Origin of the sequence: Morganella sp. GD04133 (assembly GCF_029835375.1) — a bacterium.
In the GTDB taxonomy this organism is placed as follows: Bacteria; Pseudomonadota; Gammaproteobacteria; order Enterobacterales; family Enterobacteriaceae; genus Morganella; species Morganella morganii_B.
In genome coordinates this window covers 80,479-95,588 of record NZ_JAODZS010000019.1, presented here as the reverse complement: position 1 = coordinate 95,588, position 15,110 = coordinate 80,479, and the positions used below count along the sequence as shown (strand labels likewise).

The 15,110-nt window shown below is 51.8% G+C and carries 13 protein-coding genes and 1 tRNA gene; 11 read left to right on the top strand and 3 right to left on the bottom strand.

Annotated elements, in window-relative coordinates:
* The first annotated feature begins 3 nt into the window (after nucleotides 1-3).
* Nucleotides 4-79: transfer RNA gene (locus tag N7387_RS11230), tRNA-Trp, on the top strand.
* Between the two features lie 192 nt (nucleotides 80-271).
* Here N7387_RS11230 and hdfR read toward each other — a convergent pair.
* Nucleotides 272-1,084: an HTH-type transcriptional regulator HdfR gene (gene hdfR, locus N7387_RS11225; RefSeq protein ID WP_274371389.1), complete on the bottom strand. Its 813-nt coding sequence runs from the start codon at nucleotides 1,082-1,084 to the stop codon at nucleotides 272-274.
* A 118-nt stretch (nucleotides 1,085-1,202) separates the two neighbouring features.
* On the opposite strand from hdfR, the gene N7387_RS11220 reads away from it, so the two are divergent.
* Nucleotides 1,203-1,541, top strand: a complete 339-nt coding sequence (locus N7387_RS11220; protein WP_004234373.1) for a DUF413 domain-containing protein — start codon at nucleotides 1,203-1,205, stop codon at nucleotides 1,539-1,541.
* Between the two features lie 50 nt (nucleotides 1,542-1,591).
* Here the strand turns inward: N7387_RS11220 and N7387_RS11215 are convergent, their stop codons facing one another.
* Nucleotides 1,592-3,124: a YifB family Mg chelatase-like AAA ATPase gene (locus N7387_RS11215; protein WP_279798966.1), complete on the bottom strand. Its 1,533-nt coding sequence runs from the start codon at nucleotides 3,122-3,124 to the stop codon at nucleotides 1,592-1,594.
* Nucleotides 3,125-3,612: 488 nt separating this feature from the next.
* Between N7387_RS11215 and ilvL the strand changes: the two genes are divergently transcribed.
* From ilvL to ilvA, 6 genes are all read left to right on the top strand, one after another.
* Nucleotides 3,613-3,711, top strand: a complete 99-nt coding sequence (gene ilvL / locus N7387_RS11210; protein ID WP_079549161.1) for an ilv operon leader peptide — start codon at nucleotides 3,613-3,615, stop codon at nucleotides 3,709-3,711.
* Between the two features lie 108 nt (nucleotides 3,712-3,819).
* A complete protein-coding gene (ilvG, locus tag N7387_RS11205; protein ID WP_279798962.1) occupies nucleotides 3,820-5,466 on the top strand; it encodes an acetolactate synthase 2 catalytic subunit in 1,647 nt (548 codons plus the stop codon).
* Nucleotides 5,463-5,741, top strand: a complete 279-nt coding sequence (gene ilvM / locus N7387_RS11200; protein WP_123567648.1) for an acetolactate synthase 2 small subunit — start codon at nucleotides 5,463-5,465, stop codon at nucleotides 5,739-5,741. The genes ilvG and ilvM overlap by 4 nt, the downstream gene beginning before the upstream one ends.
* A 12-nt stretch (nucleotides 5,742-5,753) precedes the next feature.
* On the top strand, nucleotides 5,754-6,680 hold the full coding sequence (locus N7387_RS11195; protein WP_262860444.1) for a branched-chain amino acid transaminase: 927 nt from the start codon (nucleotides 5,754-5,756) through the stop codon (nucleotides 6,678-6,680).
* 63 nt (nucleotides 6,681-6,743) lie between these two features.
* Nucleotides 6,744-8,594, top strand: a complete 1,851-nt coding sequence (gene ilvD / locus N7387_RS11190; protein WP_279798959.1) for a dihydroxy-acid dehydratase — start codon at nucleotides 6,744-6,746, stop codon at nucleotides 8,592-8,594.
* 2 nt (nucleotides 8,595-8,596) lie between these two features.
* A complete protein-coding gene (gene ilvA / locus N7387_RS11185) occupies nucleotides 8,597-10,165 on the top strand; it encodes a threonine ammonia-lyase, biosynthetic (protein WP_279798957.1) in 1,569 nt (522 codons plus the stop codon).
* Here ilvA and ilvY read toward each other — a convergent pair.
* On the bottom strand, nucleotides 10,142-11,038 hold the full coding sequence (gene ilvY / locus N7387_RS11180) for an HTH-type transcriptional activator IlvY (protein WP_186724571.1): 897 nt from the start codon (nucleotides 11,036-11,038) through the stop codon (nucleotides 10,142-10,144). The two genes, ilvA and ilvY, sit on opposite strands and share 24 nt — an antisense overlap.
* A gap of 193 nt (nucleotides 11,039-11,231) precedes the next feature.
* Between ilvY and ilvC the strand changes: the two genes are divergently transcribed.
* The 3 genes from ilvC (at nucleotide 11,232) to N7387_RS11165 (ending at nucleotide 15,095) form a co-directional block, all read left to right on the top strand.
* The gene (gene ilvC, locus N7387_RS11175) at nucleotides 11,232-12,707 is read left to right on the top strand and encodes a ketol-acid reductoisomerase (RefSeq protein ID WP_262883210.1); all 1,476 of its coding nucleotides are present in this window, start codon (nucleotides 11,232-11,234) and stop codon (nucleotides 12,705-12,707) included.
* A gap of 139 nt (nucleotides 12,708-12,846) precedes the next feature.
* Nucleotides 12,847-14,877: a DNA helicase Rep gene (gene rep / locus N7387_RS11170; protein WP_279798955.1), complete on the top strand. Its 2,031-nt coding sequence runs from the start codon at nucleotides 12,847-12,849 to the stop codon at nucleotides 14,875-14,877.
* On the top strand, nucleotides 14,874-15,095 hold the full coding sequence (locus N7387_RS11165; protein WP_046894206.1) for a DUF6500 family protein: 222 nt from the start codon (nucleotides 14,874-14,876) through the stop codon (nucleotides 15,093-15,095). Before rep ends, N7387_RS11165 begins: the two co-directional genes overlap by 4 nt.
* The last annotated feature ends 15 nt before the right edge of the window (nucleotides 15,096-15,110 follow it).

Sequence of the window (15,110 nt, the reverse complement as noted above, 5' to 3'; positions counted from 1 at the left end):
TTTAGGGGCGTAGTTCAATTGGTAGAGCACCGGTCTCCAAAACCGGGTGTTGGGAGTTCGAGCCTCTCCGCCCCTGCCATTTACTTGATAAGTAATAACTAAAGATCTTTATTTATTAATAGCCCGGTTCGTTATGAACTGGGTTTTTTATTATCTGAATTTCGCCTTCTTATGTGTTGTATCCTGCCGAATTTCCTTTCTTTTTTGCGACCACTCCCTTCAATGCAACAGTTACCGCACTACCTGTCTTTAAAATCATCCGTAACCGGTGTTATACCGGTATTGCGATTAATTGCCCGATAAGCCCCTGTTGATCACTGTTCTGCAACCAGACAGCATACAGAGGCTTTGTAATCAGGTCATCATTCACAGGTTTCAGCTCCGGAAACGTTTTTTTCCAGTGTGCCGGTAAATACGCAACGGATGATGTTACTGACAATAATTGTTTTGCCTGAAAAGCAGACGATGTTGTCAGCACCGGAGACTGGCAGCGGGCAAAAACGGCCTCGTCATGTTGCTGAAAGTCGGCGCTCCATTCCAGGCGGATAAGACCCGGAGAGTTCTCTGCCGTCAGTGACTGTATGCTGAACAGCTGAAGTGTGATTTCACCGACAATTTCACTTTTCAGTTCATCCATTTTAGGCTGCTCAGTAGAGATCAGTAAATCCAGTTCGCGTGCATGTAATTGTTTTACCAGAGACTGACGGGATGCAATTCTGGTCTCCAGGCGCAGATCTGCGTGTGACTGGTAGGTCCGTCCGAGCCAGGGGGTCAGACAAGCTTCCCACAATGATGCCGTCGCTCCGATGGAAAGCGGGTTATGTACGGAGGCATGATTAATTTCCTGTTTTGCCAGTTGCCAGGTATTGATCAGCGCTTCGGCATAAGGTACTAACCGCTCGCCTGCTGCGGTCAGGCGGATATTATTCCGGTGGCGGGTAAAAAGATTTGCCCCGAGATTTGTCTCTAACTGTCTGATCCTAAAGCTGACTGCAGATTGTGTAAGGTATAAGGATTCAGCCGCACGCCCGAAGTGACGGGTTTTACTGACCTCCAGAAAGGTTTTCAGTAATTCTGTATCCACTGGTATCTCCAAAAATTTTTGTCGTTAAGATTTAAATATTTTGTTTTACAGAATCCTAATGCTATCTAATACTCCGCGCCATAAAGAGTATGTCAGTAGAGAATTAGGAGTGTGTCAGATGGCAGAAAGCTTTATCACGACTAATCGTTTTTTTGATAATAAACATTATCCTCGTGGTTTTTCACGCCATGGTCATTTCACCATAAAAGAAGCTCAGTTACTTGAGCGCCATGGTTTTGCTTTCAACGAACTGGATATGGGTAAACGCGCCCCCCAGACGGACGAAGAAAAACAGTTTGTTTCTGTATGCCGTGGTGAGCGTATGCCGGAAACAGCAGAAGAAAAAGTGTGGATTAAGTATCTGGAGCGTATTCGCAAACCAAAACGCTTCCACACGCTGTCCGGTGGTAAACCTCAGATCGATCCGTCGGAAGACTATACCGACACAGATGATTAATATCACCAGAAATAATAAGTTAAAAGGGGCATTTGTGCCCCTTTCTCTTTTTAAGAGACCGCCTGCTGCAGTTTATGGATTAATCTGTCCATTACCCGGTAACTGAGTGCTTCCAGTATATCTTTTCGTGACACCTGTCCTCCTTCATCCCGCAGATCAGCTATCGTTCTGCTGACGCGCAGTATACGGTGCCATGCCCGCACAGACAGATTAAGTTGTGTCAGGGAATCCTCAAGAAAACGGGCATCCTGTGCTGATAGTGCACACACTTCCTCTGTTTCTTTGCCTGACAGTCCCGCATTCAGTTTTCCCTGCCCGTTACGGCAGTATTGTTGTTTGCGTGCGGATTGTACCCGTGCTTTTACCTGCTCATGAACCGGCGGATCTTTGTCTGTCCGGCTTAATGTGCCGGGGGGCAGCATCGGCACTTCAATCGATAAATCAAACCGGTCCAGAAACGGTCCTGAGATACGGGAAAGGTAACGCAGAAGCTGCTGAGGGCCGCTGCGGTTATGTATGCCCTGATAATGGCCCGTCGGGCTGGGATTCATCGCAGCAATGAGTTGTATACGGGCAGGGAAACATACTTTTGCTTTGGCTCTGGAAATAATGATTTCTCCGGATTCAAGCGGTTCACGCAGGGAGTCCAGGGATTTACGGGAGAATTCAGGGAGTTCGTCAAGAAACAGGATGCCGTGATGTGCCAGTGATATTTCTCCCGGCAGCGGAATACTGCCGCCACCGGTGAGTGCCGCAGAGGATGCGGTATGATGTGGTGCTCTGAACGGACGCTGAGGCCATTTATTGGGTTCTGATGAGGTTTGGGTCAGGCTCCGTATTATCGCCACGTCAAGAGCTTCCTGCGCGGTTAACGGCGGGAGCAGAGTTCCCAGCCGGCTGGCCAGCATGGTTTTTCCGGTACCGGGCGGGCCGAGCAGAAGTAAATTGTGCCCGCCGGCTGCGCTGATCTCCAGAACCCGTTTGGCGTGTTGCTGTCCGGTAATATCATCGATACCTGTACCGCTATCATTTTCTGTTTTTCCCGTCAGATGGATGTTTTCATTTAATTCCTGCTGCTGATGAAAAAAAGCAGCGATCTGCAGTAAATTATCTGCCATCAACGCCGAACCTGCGGGCAGGATACATAATTCATCATTATGCTGTTTTGATACCACAGCCTGTCTTCCGGACTGACGGGCAGCCAGTACTGCCGGTAATATCCCGCGGCAGAACCGGAGTTCTCCCGAAAGGCCCAACTCCCCCGAAAACTCATAATTTTCTGTTAATTTTGCATCTATTTGCTCTGAAGCTGAGAGTATGGCAACAGCGATAGGCAAGTCATATCGCCCGCCTTCTTTGGGCAAATCAGCCGGGGCAAGATTGATCGTGACCCGCTTTGCCGGAAATTCAAATCCACCGTTGATCAGGGCACTGCGGACGCGATCCCTCGACTCTTTAACCGCGGTTTCCGGTAATCCCACCAGTGTTAATCCGGGCAGCCCGGCACTGATATGTGCTTCGACCGTGACCAGCGGTGCTTCTGTCCCGATCATGGCACGGGTATAAACAATGGCAAATGACATCAGGTCATCCTGCAGTTACATAAACGAATTATCATGATGGTGATTTTTTGCATCATTTCGCAGCAAAATTCTGTTTTTTACAATGTATATCGACAGATTTTATGTATGTTGCATAAAAGTGATTTCTGTTCTGCGTGTTGTGCGGAAAACAGAACAACAGGGAATTAATTTCCGGGTTTCAGAATAAAAAATCTGTCACGCTTTTCATCGTACTCAGGAGACGTCGTGCGAGGGGAAAAGTAAATTGTACCGGAGAATGTTTTGTTTTTCCGGTGTTGTTCCGGAAGCGACGATTTTGACAGAGAAGGATGTTGCCGGATTAGTAAATGGCAGTGAAATATTTTAATTAAAAAGGCAGTTAGCTGAATTATATGGATTTTTATTCTTGTTGTTAAAAAAAAGGCAAATAGCCGTTGTCAGGAATTCGATAACATGATAACTCTAAAATAAAGAGACCAACTGAATACGGCAGACAGAAGAATTTATCCATGAATAAGATTGTCCGGGTTATCAGCCTAATTATCGTGAGCGTGGTGGTGATTATTATCCCACCGTGCGGGGCTGCACTCGGATACGAAAATGGCTGATACGAGCCAGGATCTCACGAGAACCCCGCACCGAAAGGCGCGGGGTTTTTTTTAACCTTAAAATTATGATTTTTCACTGATAGAAAACGGCGGACTAAGGAGTCACACATGAACGGGGCACAGTGGTTAGTGCAGGCACTACGAACACAGGGCGTTGACACTGTGTTCGGCTACCCGGGCGGAGCGATCATGCCGGTCTATGACGCGCTGTATGACGGTGGTGTGGAGCACGTGCTCTGCCGTCATGAACAGGGGGCGGTTATGGCGGCAATCGGCTATGCACGGGCAGGGCAGAGAACAGGGGTATGCATCGCAACATCAGGGCCGGGGGCAACAAACCTTATCACCGGGCTGGCGGATGCACTGCTTGATTCAGTACCGGTTGTTGCCATCACCGGACAAGTAGGTTCATCACTGATTGGTACGGATGCCTTTCAGGAGATCGATGTGCTGGGGCTGTCTTTGTCATGCACAAAACACAGCTTCCTGGTTGAATCAATTACTGATTTGCCGCGAATTATTACCGAGGCTTTCGCGATTGCCGCAGGCGGGCGTCCGGGGCCGGTACTCATTGATATCCCGAAAGATATTCAATTACAGATTAGTGAATTTACCCCGTACTTTTTGCCGGTGAATGATGCAGAACCGCTGTCACCGACGGCGCTCTCCCGTGCACGGCAGCTGATGCGGGAAAGCCGGAAGCCGGTGTTGTATGCCGGTGGTGGTGTCGGTATGTCAGGCGCAGTTGCACAGCTGCGGGCGTTTCTGGATGAAACCGGTATGCCGGCGGTGAGTACCCTGAAAGGGCTGGGGGCGGTATCTCCGGATTATCCGTATTACCTCGGGATGCTCGGGATGCACGGGGCAAAAGCAGCGAACCTTGCAGTTCAGGAGGCGGATCTGCTGATTGCGGTCGGAGCCCGTTTTGATGATCGGGTAACCGGTAAACTGAACGCATTTGCTCCGCATGCAAAGGTGATCCATGTGGATATCGACCCTGCCGAGCTGGATAAATTACGGCAGACACATGTTTCTCTTGCCTGTGATGCGAAACAGGTTCTGCCGCTGCTGTCACAGCCGCTGTCATTATCGGCCTGGCAGCATCAGGTGAAGGCCATGAACGCGGAATATGCTCCGGATTATTCACATGCCGGTGACAGTATTTATGCACCGCTGCTGTTATCTCAGGTCTCCGCAGCCAAACCGGCAGATTGTGTGGTGACAACGGATGTCGGTCAGCACCAGATGTGGACAGCGCAGCATATGACCTTTGACGGCCCGGAAAATTTTCTGACTTCCGGTGGTCTGGGCACGATGGGGTTTGGTTTACCGGCGGCGATCGGCGCACAGATTGCCCGCCCGCAGGCAACGGTGCTGTGTGTGTCCGGTGACGGCTCTTTCATGATGAATGTGCAGGAACTGACCACCATCAAACGCAAACGCCTGCCGGTCAAAATCCTGCTGCTGGATAATCAGCGTCTCGGCATGGTGCGCCAGTGGCAGGAACTGTTTTTCGATAAACGTTACAGCGAGACGGTGCTGGATGACAATCCTGATTTTGTTGCTCTGGCCCGCTCGTTTGATATCCCGGGGCAGCGGGTGACGGAAAAATCCGCGCTGCCGTCCGCAATTGAGACCCTGTTACACCATCAGGGCCCGTATTTATTACATGTCGCCATCCGTGAAGAAGATAACGTCTGGCCATTAGTACCGCCGGGCGCGGGTAACGAACATATGTTGGAGAGCGCATTATGATGCAGCATCAGTTAGCCATTCAGGCTCGTTCATGCCCGGAAATCCTGGAACGGGTTCTGCGGGTTGTCCGCCACCGCGGATTTAACGTCTGCGCCATGAAAATGGATCTGGCGAAAGGTTCCGAAGGTGATAATGTAAACATTGAGTTAACAGTTTCAAGCCTGCGGTCGCCGGCGCTGCTCTGTACACAGTTAGTTAAGCTGGCGGATGTGGCGGATGTCGAAGTCCTCACAAAAAATACACAAAATTATCAACATATTAGCTGTGCAGTATAAAGGAAAATTACAATGACAAAAAAAGCTGATTTTATTTGGTTCAATGATGAGATGGTTCCGTGGGCAGAGGCAAAAGTGCATGTTATGTGTCATGCCATGCATTACGGAACCTCTGTTTTTGAAGGGATCCGCTGTTATGAGTCTCATAAGGGCCCTGTCGTTTTTCGTCATCGCGAACATATGCAACGCCTGCATGATTCCGCCAAAATCTATCGTATGCCGGTGGAATATTCCGTTGATGAATTAATGGAAGCCTGCCGCGCCACGCTGCGCAAAAATAACCTCTCAAGTGGTTATATCCGTCCGCTGGTGTTTATCGGTGATGTCGGCATGGGGGTTAACCCGCCGCAGGGCTATAAAACCGATGTCATCATCGCGGCATTCCCGTGGGGAGCCTATCTGGGTGAGGAAGCACTGGATGCCGGGATTGATGCGATGGTGTCATCCTGGAACCGTGCTGCACCGAACACGATTCCGACCGCAGCCAAAGCCGGCGGTAACTACCTGTCCTCGTTACTGGTCGGCAGTGAAGCCCGCCGTCACGGTTATCAGGAAGGGATTGCACTGGATGTACACGGTTATATTTCTGAAGGCGCAGGCGAGAACCTGTTTGAAGTGAAAAATAACATTATCTTCACACCGCCGTTTACCTCTTCCGCACTGCCGGGTATTACCCGTGATGCGATTCTGACCCTGGCAAAAGAGCTGGGTTATGAAATCCGCGAGCAGACGCTATCCCGCGAATCACTTTATCTGGCGGATGAAGTCTTTATGACCGGTACCGCGGCGGAAGTTACACCGGTACGCAGTGTTGACGGCATTCAGGTGGGTATTGGTCGCTGCGGTCCTGTCACCAAAGAGATCCAGCAGGCATTCTTCGGGTTGTTCACCGGGAAAACAGAAGACAAATGGGGCTGGTTAGATCCGGTAAATCCATAATAACGAAACCGATTTACAGGCGGGTCGTTCCCCGCCTGATTTTTGCAAACACGGGAGATTACAATGCCTCAGTACCGTTCGGCGACAACCACACATGGCCGAAATATGGCGGGTGCGCGCGCATTATGGCGTGCGACAGGAATGACAGATGCCGATTTCGGCAAACCGATTATCGCGGTTGTTAACTCATTCACACAATTTGTTCCGGGTCATGTTCACCTGCGGGATCTGGGCAAACTGGTGGCAGAGGAAATTGAGGCCGCCGGTGGCGTTGCCAAAGAATTCAATACCATTGCTGTGGATGACGGGATCGCGATGGGGCACGGCGGGATGCTTTATTCTCTGCCGTCACGCGAACTTATTGCTGATTCTGTGGAATACATGGTGAATGCGCACTGTGCGGATGCCATGGTGTGTATCTCTAACTGCGACAAAATTACCCCGGGGATGCTGATGGCCTCACTGCGCCTGAATATCCCGGTTATTTTTGTATCCGGTGGTCCGATGGAAGCCGGTAAAACCAAGCTGTCTGATCAGATAATCAAGCTGGATCTGGTGGATGCCATGATCCAGGGGGCGAATCCCGATGTCTCCGACGCCGACAGCGAACAAATCGAACGCTCGGCCTGTCCGACCTGCGGCTCCTGCTCCGGCATGTTTACCGCGAATTCAATGAACTGCCTGACCGAAGCACTGGGTTTATCCCAACCGGGTAACGGCTCGCTGCTGGCAACCCACGCCGATCGTAAAAATCTGTTCCTCAGTGCCGGACGCCGGATTGTGGAAATCACCAAAAAATATTACGAACAGGATGATATCCGTTTTCTGCCGCGCAATATCGCCACCAAAGCGGCATTTGAGAACGCCATGATTCTGGATATTGCCATGGGCGGTTCAACCAACACCGTTCTGCACCTGCTGGCGGCAGCGCAGGAAGGGGAGGTTGATTTCACCATGGCGGATATTGATCGTCTCTCCCGTGCGGTGCCGCATTTATGCAAAGTCGCGCCGAGTACGCAGAAATACCATATGGAAGATGTGCATCGTGCCGGCGGGGTTATCGGTATTCTGGGTGAACTGGATCGTGCCGGGTTGCTGCACCGGGAAGTCAGCAATGTGCTGGGGATGACCCTGCCTGAATTGCTGGCGGCATATGATATTACACTGACGAAAGATGCTGCGGTAAAACAGATGTATTCCGCCGGGCCTGCCGGGATCCGTACAACAAAAGCCTTCTCCCAGGATTGCCGCTGGCCGTCCCTTGATGATGACCGCGAAAACGGCTGTATCCGCAGCAAAACCCATGCCTACAGTCAGGATGGCGGGCTGGCGGTATTGTCCGGCAATATTGCCGAAGATGGCTGTATTGTGAAAACCGCCGGGGTGGATGAGGGGAGTTTAACCTTTACCGGACCGGCAAAAGTGTATGAGAGTCAGGATGATGCGGTAAAAGCGATTTTGGGCGGCGAGGTTGTTGCCGGGGATGTGGTGGTGATCCGCTACGAAGGGCCGAAAGGCGGGCCGGGGATGCAGGAGATGCTGTATCCGACGACCTATCTTAAATCAATGGGCCTGGGAAAAAGCTGTGCGCTGATCACTGACGGACGTTTCTCCGGCGGTACTTCCGGGTTGTCCATCGGCCATGTTTCGCCGGAAGCAGCCAACGGCGGACTGATCGGGCTGGTTCAGACCGGGGATACTATCGCCATTGATATTCCGTCACGGCAGATTTCACTGAACGTGGATGAGCAGACTCTGGCAGCACGCCGGGCGGCGGAAGAAGCCCGGGGTGAAAAAGCCTGGTCACCGCAGAACCGTGAACGGCAGGTCTCTTTTGCACTGCGCGCATATGCGCTGCTGGCGACCAGTGCTGATAAAGGCGCGGTGCGGGATAAAAGTAAACTCGGAGGTTAAGGATGACCGCAAAACAACCATTGTCTGCTCAGCCGTCAGCGGCTGAGTATGTGAGAGCAGCCTTCAGCGCCTCTGTTTATGATGTCGCTCAGGTTACGCCGCTGCAACTGATGCCGAAGCTGTCCGCGCGGCTCGGCAATACCATTTCAGTGAAACGGGAAGACAGACAACCGGTGCACAGTTTTAAGCTGCGCGGCGCGTATGCCATGATTGCGGAGCTGACAGAAGAACAGAAACGGCGTGGCGTGGTGACGGCATCAGCCGGAAACCATGCTCAGGGCGTGGCGTTATCTGCCGGGAAAACCGGGGTGAAAGCCCTGATTGTGATGCCGGTGGCGACGGCGGATATCAAAGTAGATGCGGTTCGCGGGTTCGGCGGTGAAGTGGTTCTCCACGGCGCTAATTTTGATGAGGCTAAAGCGCATGCGCTTGAACTGGCAACCTCTCTCGGCATGACATTTATCCCGCCGTTCGATCATCCGTCGGTGATCGCCGGTCAGGCTACGATTGCCCTTGAACTGCTGCAGCAGAATGCCCGGCTCGACAGGGTGTTTGTGCCGGTCGGCGGCGGTGGACTGGCCGCTGGGGTGGCGGTATTTATCAAACACCTGATGCCGGATATTAAAGTGATCGGGGTGGAAGCGGAAGAGGCTGCCTGTCTGAAAGCCGCGCTGGATGCCGGACATCCGGTCGAATTACCGAAAGTCGGGTTGTTTGCCGAAGGTGTGGCAGTCAAACGGATTGGTGATGAAACCTTCCGTCTGTGTCAGCAGTATCTGGATGATGTGATCACAGTGGACAGTGACGCCATCTGTGCAGCCATGAAAGATCTGTTTGATGATGTGCGGGCAGTGGCGGAGCCTTCCGGGGCACTGGCGCTGGCGGGAATGAAGAAATACATTCAGCAGCACAATATTCAGGGAGAAAATCTGGCGCATGTGCTGTCCGGTGCCAATGTGAATTTCCATGTGCTCCGTTATGTGTCAGAGCGGTGCGAGCTGGGAGAACAGCGTGAAGGCGTGTTCGCGGTGACGATCCCGGAAGAGAAAGGCAGTTTCCTGCGGTTTTGTCAGGCACTCGGCCCGCGTGTGGTGACAGAGTTTAACTATCGCTACAGCAGTTCAGATGAAGCATCGGTATTTGTCAGCGTTCGTGCCGATGAAGGTCTGGGTGCACGGCAGACGATTCTGGATGGCCTTTCCGCCGCCGGGTTCAGTGCGACGGATTTATCCGATGACGAAATGGCGAAACTGCATGTCCGCTACATGGTGGGCGGGCGTCCGTCAGCACCATTGCAGGAGCGGCTGTTCAGTTTTGAATTCCCGGAAGCGCCCGGCGCACTGCTGAAATTCCTGGAAACACTCGGTACTCACTGGAATATCACGCTTTTCCATTACCGCAGTCACGGTACGGATTATGGTCGTGTACTGGCGGCGTTTGAAATACAGGAAGGGGATGTGCAGTTTGAGCAGCATCTGAATGCACTCGGCTATGACTTCCGCGATGAAACCGGCAATGCTGCATTTGCCCGTTTTCTTGCCCCGCAGTTATCCGGGGTGGCGCGGCAGTAACTGCCAGAAGGCTCTGATCAGCGGCTCATGCAGCCGCTTGTTCAGTGTGCAGACACCCAGCTCAAACGGCGCGACCATCGAAATATTATCGAGTTGCAGTATCCGGCTGCGGATTGCGTCCGGGCTGTTTTCCACCACCACATTCGGGATCAGCGCGATACCGCAGCCCAGTGCCACCATCGACACAATCGCTTCATGGCCGGACACCGTGGCATAAATCTGCGGATCCTGAATCCGGTGAGTTTTAAACCATAAATCAATCCGTTTACGTGACGGGCCATGCTCCGGAATGATAAACGGGATATTTTCCCAGTCGGGCACCGGCTGTACCGCCTGTTGTCTGACCGGGCACGGCAGCGCGGGGGCTATCAGTGACAGCGGGATTTCGCCTATTTGGTGAAAGCGGACATTATCCGGCAGCTTTTCCGGCTTACCCGCAATACCGAGATCGGCTTCCTGTGACTGCACTTTTTCCACTGCATCCGCCGCGTCTCCGGTGGTCAGCTTGATTTCCACCTGCGGATGTTCTGCCCGGAACTGATCCAGAATCTGCGGCAGATGGCTGTATGCGGCGGTGACGGAACAGAACAGACGTAATTCACCGGTCAGTGACGGGCTCTGGTGATTAAGCGCATGTTGCAGCTGCTGGTATTGCAGCACCGTTTCCTGCGCAAATTTTTTCAGCTGTTCACCGGCGGCTGTCAGCTGAACAGTGCGGTTATCCCGCAGAAACAGCGGATGCCCGAGGGATTCTTCCAGGCGCTGGATCTGCCGTGAGAGTGTCGACGGGCTGATATACATGGCAGCCGCGGTTTTGCCGAAATGGCAGCTCTCCGCAAGATGTAAAAACAGTCTGAGTTCCCGGATATCCATCACAACCTCTCAGGGGATTATGTTTTAGTCAGTACGTTGCATAAATTGCATCACTATCTTGTGAATATATCAATTTAAGCAATGAAAATCATGACATATAGTCATTATAAATAAAGGGTATATCACCTCGGTAAATAACGAAATCAGTGCTGCGAAGACAGCAATCTGAGCAAACACAATACACGGAGTCACCATGGCGAATTATTTTAATACACTGAATTTGCGCCAGCAGCTGGCGCAGTTAGGCAAATGCCGGTTTATGGCACGCGAAGAATTTGCGGACGAGGCGGGGTATCTCAAAGGCAAAAAAGTGGTGATTGTCGGCTGTGGTGCGCAGGGGCTGAACCAGGGACTGAACATGCGCGATTCCGGACTGGATATCGCTTATGCGCTGCGTCAGGAAGCGATCGATGAGAAGCGCACCTCATGGCGTCGTGCCACCGAAAACGGTTTTACCGTCGGCACGTATGAAGACCTGATCCCGCAGGCTGACCTCGTGGTTAACCTGACGCCGGACAAACAGCACTCTGCGGTGGTGAAAGCGGTTCAGCCACTGATGAAATCCGGTGCGGCACTGGGTTACTCACATGGCTTCAATATTGTCGAAGTCGGCGAAACCATCCGTCCTGATATCACGGTTGTGATGGTGGCACCGAAATGTCCGGGAACGGAAGTGCGTGAAGAGTACAAGCGCGGCTTTGGTGTTCCGACACTGATTGCAGTGCATCCGGAAAATGATGCCAAAGGTGAAGGCCTGGCGATTGCCAAAGCCTGGGCTGCGGCGACCGGCGGCCATCGTGCCGGTGTTCTGGAATCATCTTTTGTTGCAGAAGTGAAATCTGACCTGATGGGCGAGCAGACTATCCTCTGCGGTATGTTGCAGGCCGGTTCACTGCTTTGTTATGACAAAATGGTTGCTGACGGGGCTGACCCGGCGTATGCGGGTAAGCTGATCCAGTACGGCTGGGAAACCATTACCGAAGCACTGAAACAGGGCGGGATCACACTGATGATGGACAGATTGTCCAACCCGGCAAAAGTCCGTGCTTATCAGCTGTCTGAAACCCTGAAAGCACAGATGAAGACCCTGTTTGAAAAACATATGGATGACATCATTTCCGGTCATTTCTCCTCAACGATGATGGCAGACTGGGCAAATGATGATAAAAATCTGCTGACATGGCGTGAAGAGACCGGCAAGACGGCATTTGAAAACTATCCGGATTCTGAGCAGAAAATCAGTGAACAGGAATATTTTGACCACGGAGTTGTCATGGTCGCAATGGTGAAAGCCGGTGTTGAGCTGGCATTTGAAACTATGATTGACGCGGGGATCATTGCAGAATCTGCTTATTATGAATCATTGCATGAACTGCCGCTGATCGCCAACACCATTGCCCGTAAGCGTTTGTATGAAATGAACGTGGTTATCTCCGATACCGCAGAATACGGCAACTACCTGTTCTCCTTCGCAGCCGTGCCGTTACTGAAAGACTTTATGGCATCACTGCAGCCGGGCGACCTGGGTAAATCCGGGGCAGATTACGGCACGGATAACGCACAGCTGCGTGATATCAATGAAGCGATCCGCCAGCATCCGATTGAAACTGTGGGCAAAACCCTGCGCGGCTATATGACGGATATGAAACGTATCGCAGTCGGCGGCTGATAACAAAATCGTTTAATGATAAGACGGCACCTGCGGGTGCCGTTTTCCGTTTTAATGGGCGACGTCCGGTTACACTTCTGTTGTACCTTTCTGTTACAATTCCCTTCTGTTCCAGTATTGAGTCGAGTTAACAGCGCGTATGAAATTAAATCCCGGCCAGCAGCAGGCCGTTGAGTATGTTCAGGGGCCGTGCCTTGTGCTTGCGGGTGCCGGCTCCGGCAAAACCCGTGTGATCACCAATAAAATTGCCCATCTGATCCGCAATACCGGCTATCAGCCGCGCCAGATTGCGGCGGTGACTTTTACCAACAAAGCCGCGCGGGAAATGAAAGAGCGTGTTGCACAAACCCTGGGGCGCAAAGAGGCCAAAGGGCTGATGATCTCCACATTCCATACCCTGGGGCTGGAGATTATCAAGCGGGAATACAAAGCGCTGGGGATGAAAAGTAATTTCTCCCTGTTCGATGATCAGGATCAGCTCGCGTTGCTTAAAGAGCTGACGTTTGATCATCTGGAAGAAGATAAAGAGTTACTGCAACAACTGGTCAGTCAGATCTCGAACTGGAAGAATGCCCTGCTGACGCCGGAACAGGCAAAAGGGCTGGCGCGATCAGAGCGTGAACATACGTTTGCTGAGTGTTACCGCCGTTATGAATTGCATCTGAACAGCTGTAATGTGCTTGATTTTGATGACCTTATCACCAAACCGACCCTGCTGTTTGCCCGTGATGAACAGGCGCGTGAGCGCTGGCAGCAGCGTATCCGTTATCTGCTGGTGGATGAGTATCAGGATACCAACACCAGTCAGTATCAGCTGGTGAAATTGCTGGTCGGTAAACGCGCGTATTTTACCGTTGTGGGTGATGATGATCAGTCAATTTATTCATGGCGTGGCGCACAACCGAAAAACCTGGTACAGCTGAGTAAAGATTTTCCGGAGTTGCGGGTGATCAAGCTGGAGCAGAATTACCGATCGTCCGGCTGTATTCTGAATGCAGCGAATATCCTGATCGCCAATAACCCGCATGTATTTGAAAAACAGCTTTTTTCAAACCTCGGGTATGGTGATCCGATGAAAGTGATCACCGCGAATAATGAAGATCATGAAGCGGAGCGGGTGGTCGGGGAGCTGATCGCCCATCATTTTATCAATAAGACCGATTATAAAGATTACGCGATCTTATACCGCGGCAACCATCAGTCTCGGATCTTTGAAAAAATGCTGATGCAAAACCGGATCCCGTACCGGATCTCCGGCGGAACCTCTTTCTTCTCCCGTCCGGAAATTAAGGATTTACTGGCGTACCTGCGTGTGCTGACCAATCCGGAAGATGACAGTGCTTTCCTGCGCATCGTGAACACGCCACGCCGGGGAATAGGACCGGCTACTATCCAAAAGTTGGGTGAGTGGGCCAATACGCGGGACAAAAGTTTGTATCAGGCCAGTTTTGATCTTGGACTGGGGCAGACACTGTCCGGTCAGGGGCTGGCGGCACTGACGAATTTCACCGGCTGGCTGGCGGAAGTGGAAAAATTAGTTGAGCGCGAGCCGCTGATCGCGGTGCGTGATTTACTGCACGGCCTGGATTATCAGAGCTGGCTTTTTGAAACGTCCGCCAGTCCGAAAGCCGCTGAGATGCGGATGAAAAACGTCGATCAGCTGTTCAGCTGGATGGCGGAAATGCTGGAAGGGGATGATCTCAACGAGCCGATGACGCTGGCACAGGTGGTTACCCGCTTTACGTTGCGCGACATGATGGAGCGCAGCGAGGAAGCGGAAGAGCTGGATCAGGTGCAACTGATGACACTGCATGCCTCTAAGGGGCTGGAATTTCCGTATGTTTTCCTCGTGGGCATGGAAGAGGGGATTTTGCCGCATCAGTCCAGTATCGATGAGGATAATGTGGATGAAGAGCGGCGTCTGGCCTATGTGGGGATCACCCGTGCCCAAAAATCCCTCTTTTTTACCCTGTGCCGTGAGCGCCGCCAGTACGGCGAATTGATCCGCCCGGAACCGAGCCGGTTTCTCTATGAACTGCCGCAGGATGATCTGCACTGGGACGACGGCAAAAAAGTGGTGAAAACCGCCGAGGAGAAACAACAGACCGGGTTGCGCGGTGTGGCCGGGCTGAAGGCGATGCTGGCAAAGAAAAAGGAAGAAAACGGATGAGGGAATCACTCAGAGCAAAAATGATCGCGGTATGTGATGATAAGATACTGAAAAAAGGTGAAAATACAGGTTTATCGTTTTACGCGTTTTTTGCCAATAAAAATGATGATCCGGAATTACTGATGGAAGCCGCTACGTGGTGGATTATGACCCGTAAGTTGGATCACTTTGAAAAGGCTCATAAAATTAAAGCCCTGATAATGTCCGAAAACGGATAATAAGGGCTTATTATC

What these genes read in the sequence shown, in the direction of transcription:
- ilvG (WP_279798962.1), top strand. Translation starts at nt 3,820, where the DNA reads ATGAACGGGGCACAGTGGTTAGTGCAGGCACTACGAACACAGGGCGTT.
- N7387_RS11220 (WP_004234373.1), top strand. Translation starts at nt 1,203, where the DNA reads ATGGCAGAAAGCTTTATCACGACTAATCGTTTTTTTGATAATAAACAT.
- ilvY (WP_186724571.1), bottom strand. Translation starts at nt 11,038, where the DNA reads ATGGATATCCGGGAACTCAGACTGTTTTTACATCTTGCGGAGAGCTGC.
- rep (WP_279798955.1), top strand. Translation starts at nt 12,847, where the DNA reads ATGAAATTAAATCCCGGCCAGCAGCAGGCCGTTGAGTATGTTCAGGGG.
- N7387_RS11215 (WP_279798966.1), bottom strand. Translation starts at nt 3,124, where the DNA reads ATGTCATTTGCCATTGTTTATACCCGTGCCATGATCGGGACAGAAGCA.
- N7387_RS11165 (WP_046894206.1), top strand. Translation starts at nt 14,874, where the DNA reads ATGAGGGAATCACTCAGAGCAAAAATGATCGCGGTATGTGATGATAAG.
- ilvL (WP_079549161.1), top strand. Translation starts at nt 3,613, where the DNA reads ATGAATAAGATTGTCCGGGTTATCAGCCTAATTATCGTGAGCGTGGTG.
- N7387_RS11195 (WP_262860444.1), top strand. Translation starts at nt 5,754, where the DNA reads ATGACAAAAAAAGCTGATTTTATTTGGTTCAATGATGAGATGGTTCCG.
- ilvC (WP_262883210.1), top strand. Translation starts at nt 11,232, where the DNA reads ATGGCGAATTATTTTAATACACTGAATTTGCGCCAGCAGCTGGCGCAG.
- ilvD (WP_279798959.1), top strand. Translation starts at nt 6,744, where the DNA reads ATGCCTCAGTACCGTTCGGCGACAACCACACATGGCCGAAATATGGCG.
- ilvA (WP_279798957.1), top strand. Translation starts at nt 8,597, where the DNA reads ATGACCGCAAAACAACCATTGTCTGCTCAGCCGTCAGCGGCTGAGTAT.
- ilvM (WP_123567648.1), top strand. Translation starts at nt 5,463, where the DNA reads ATGATGCAGCATCAGTTAGCCATTCAGGCTCGTTCATGCCCGGAAATC.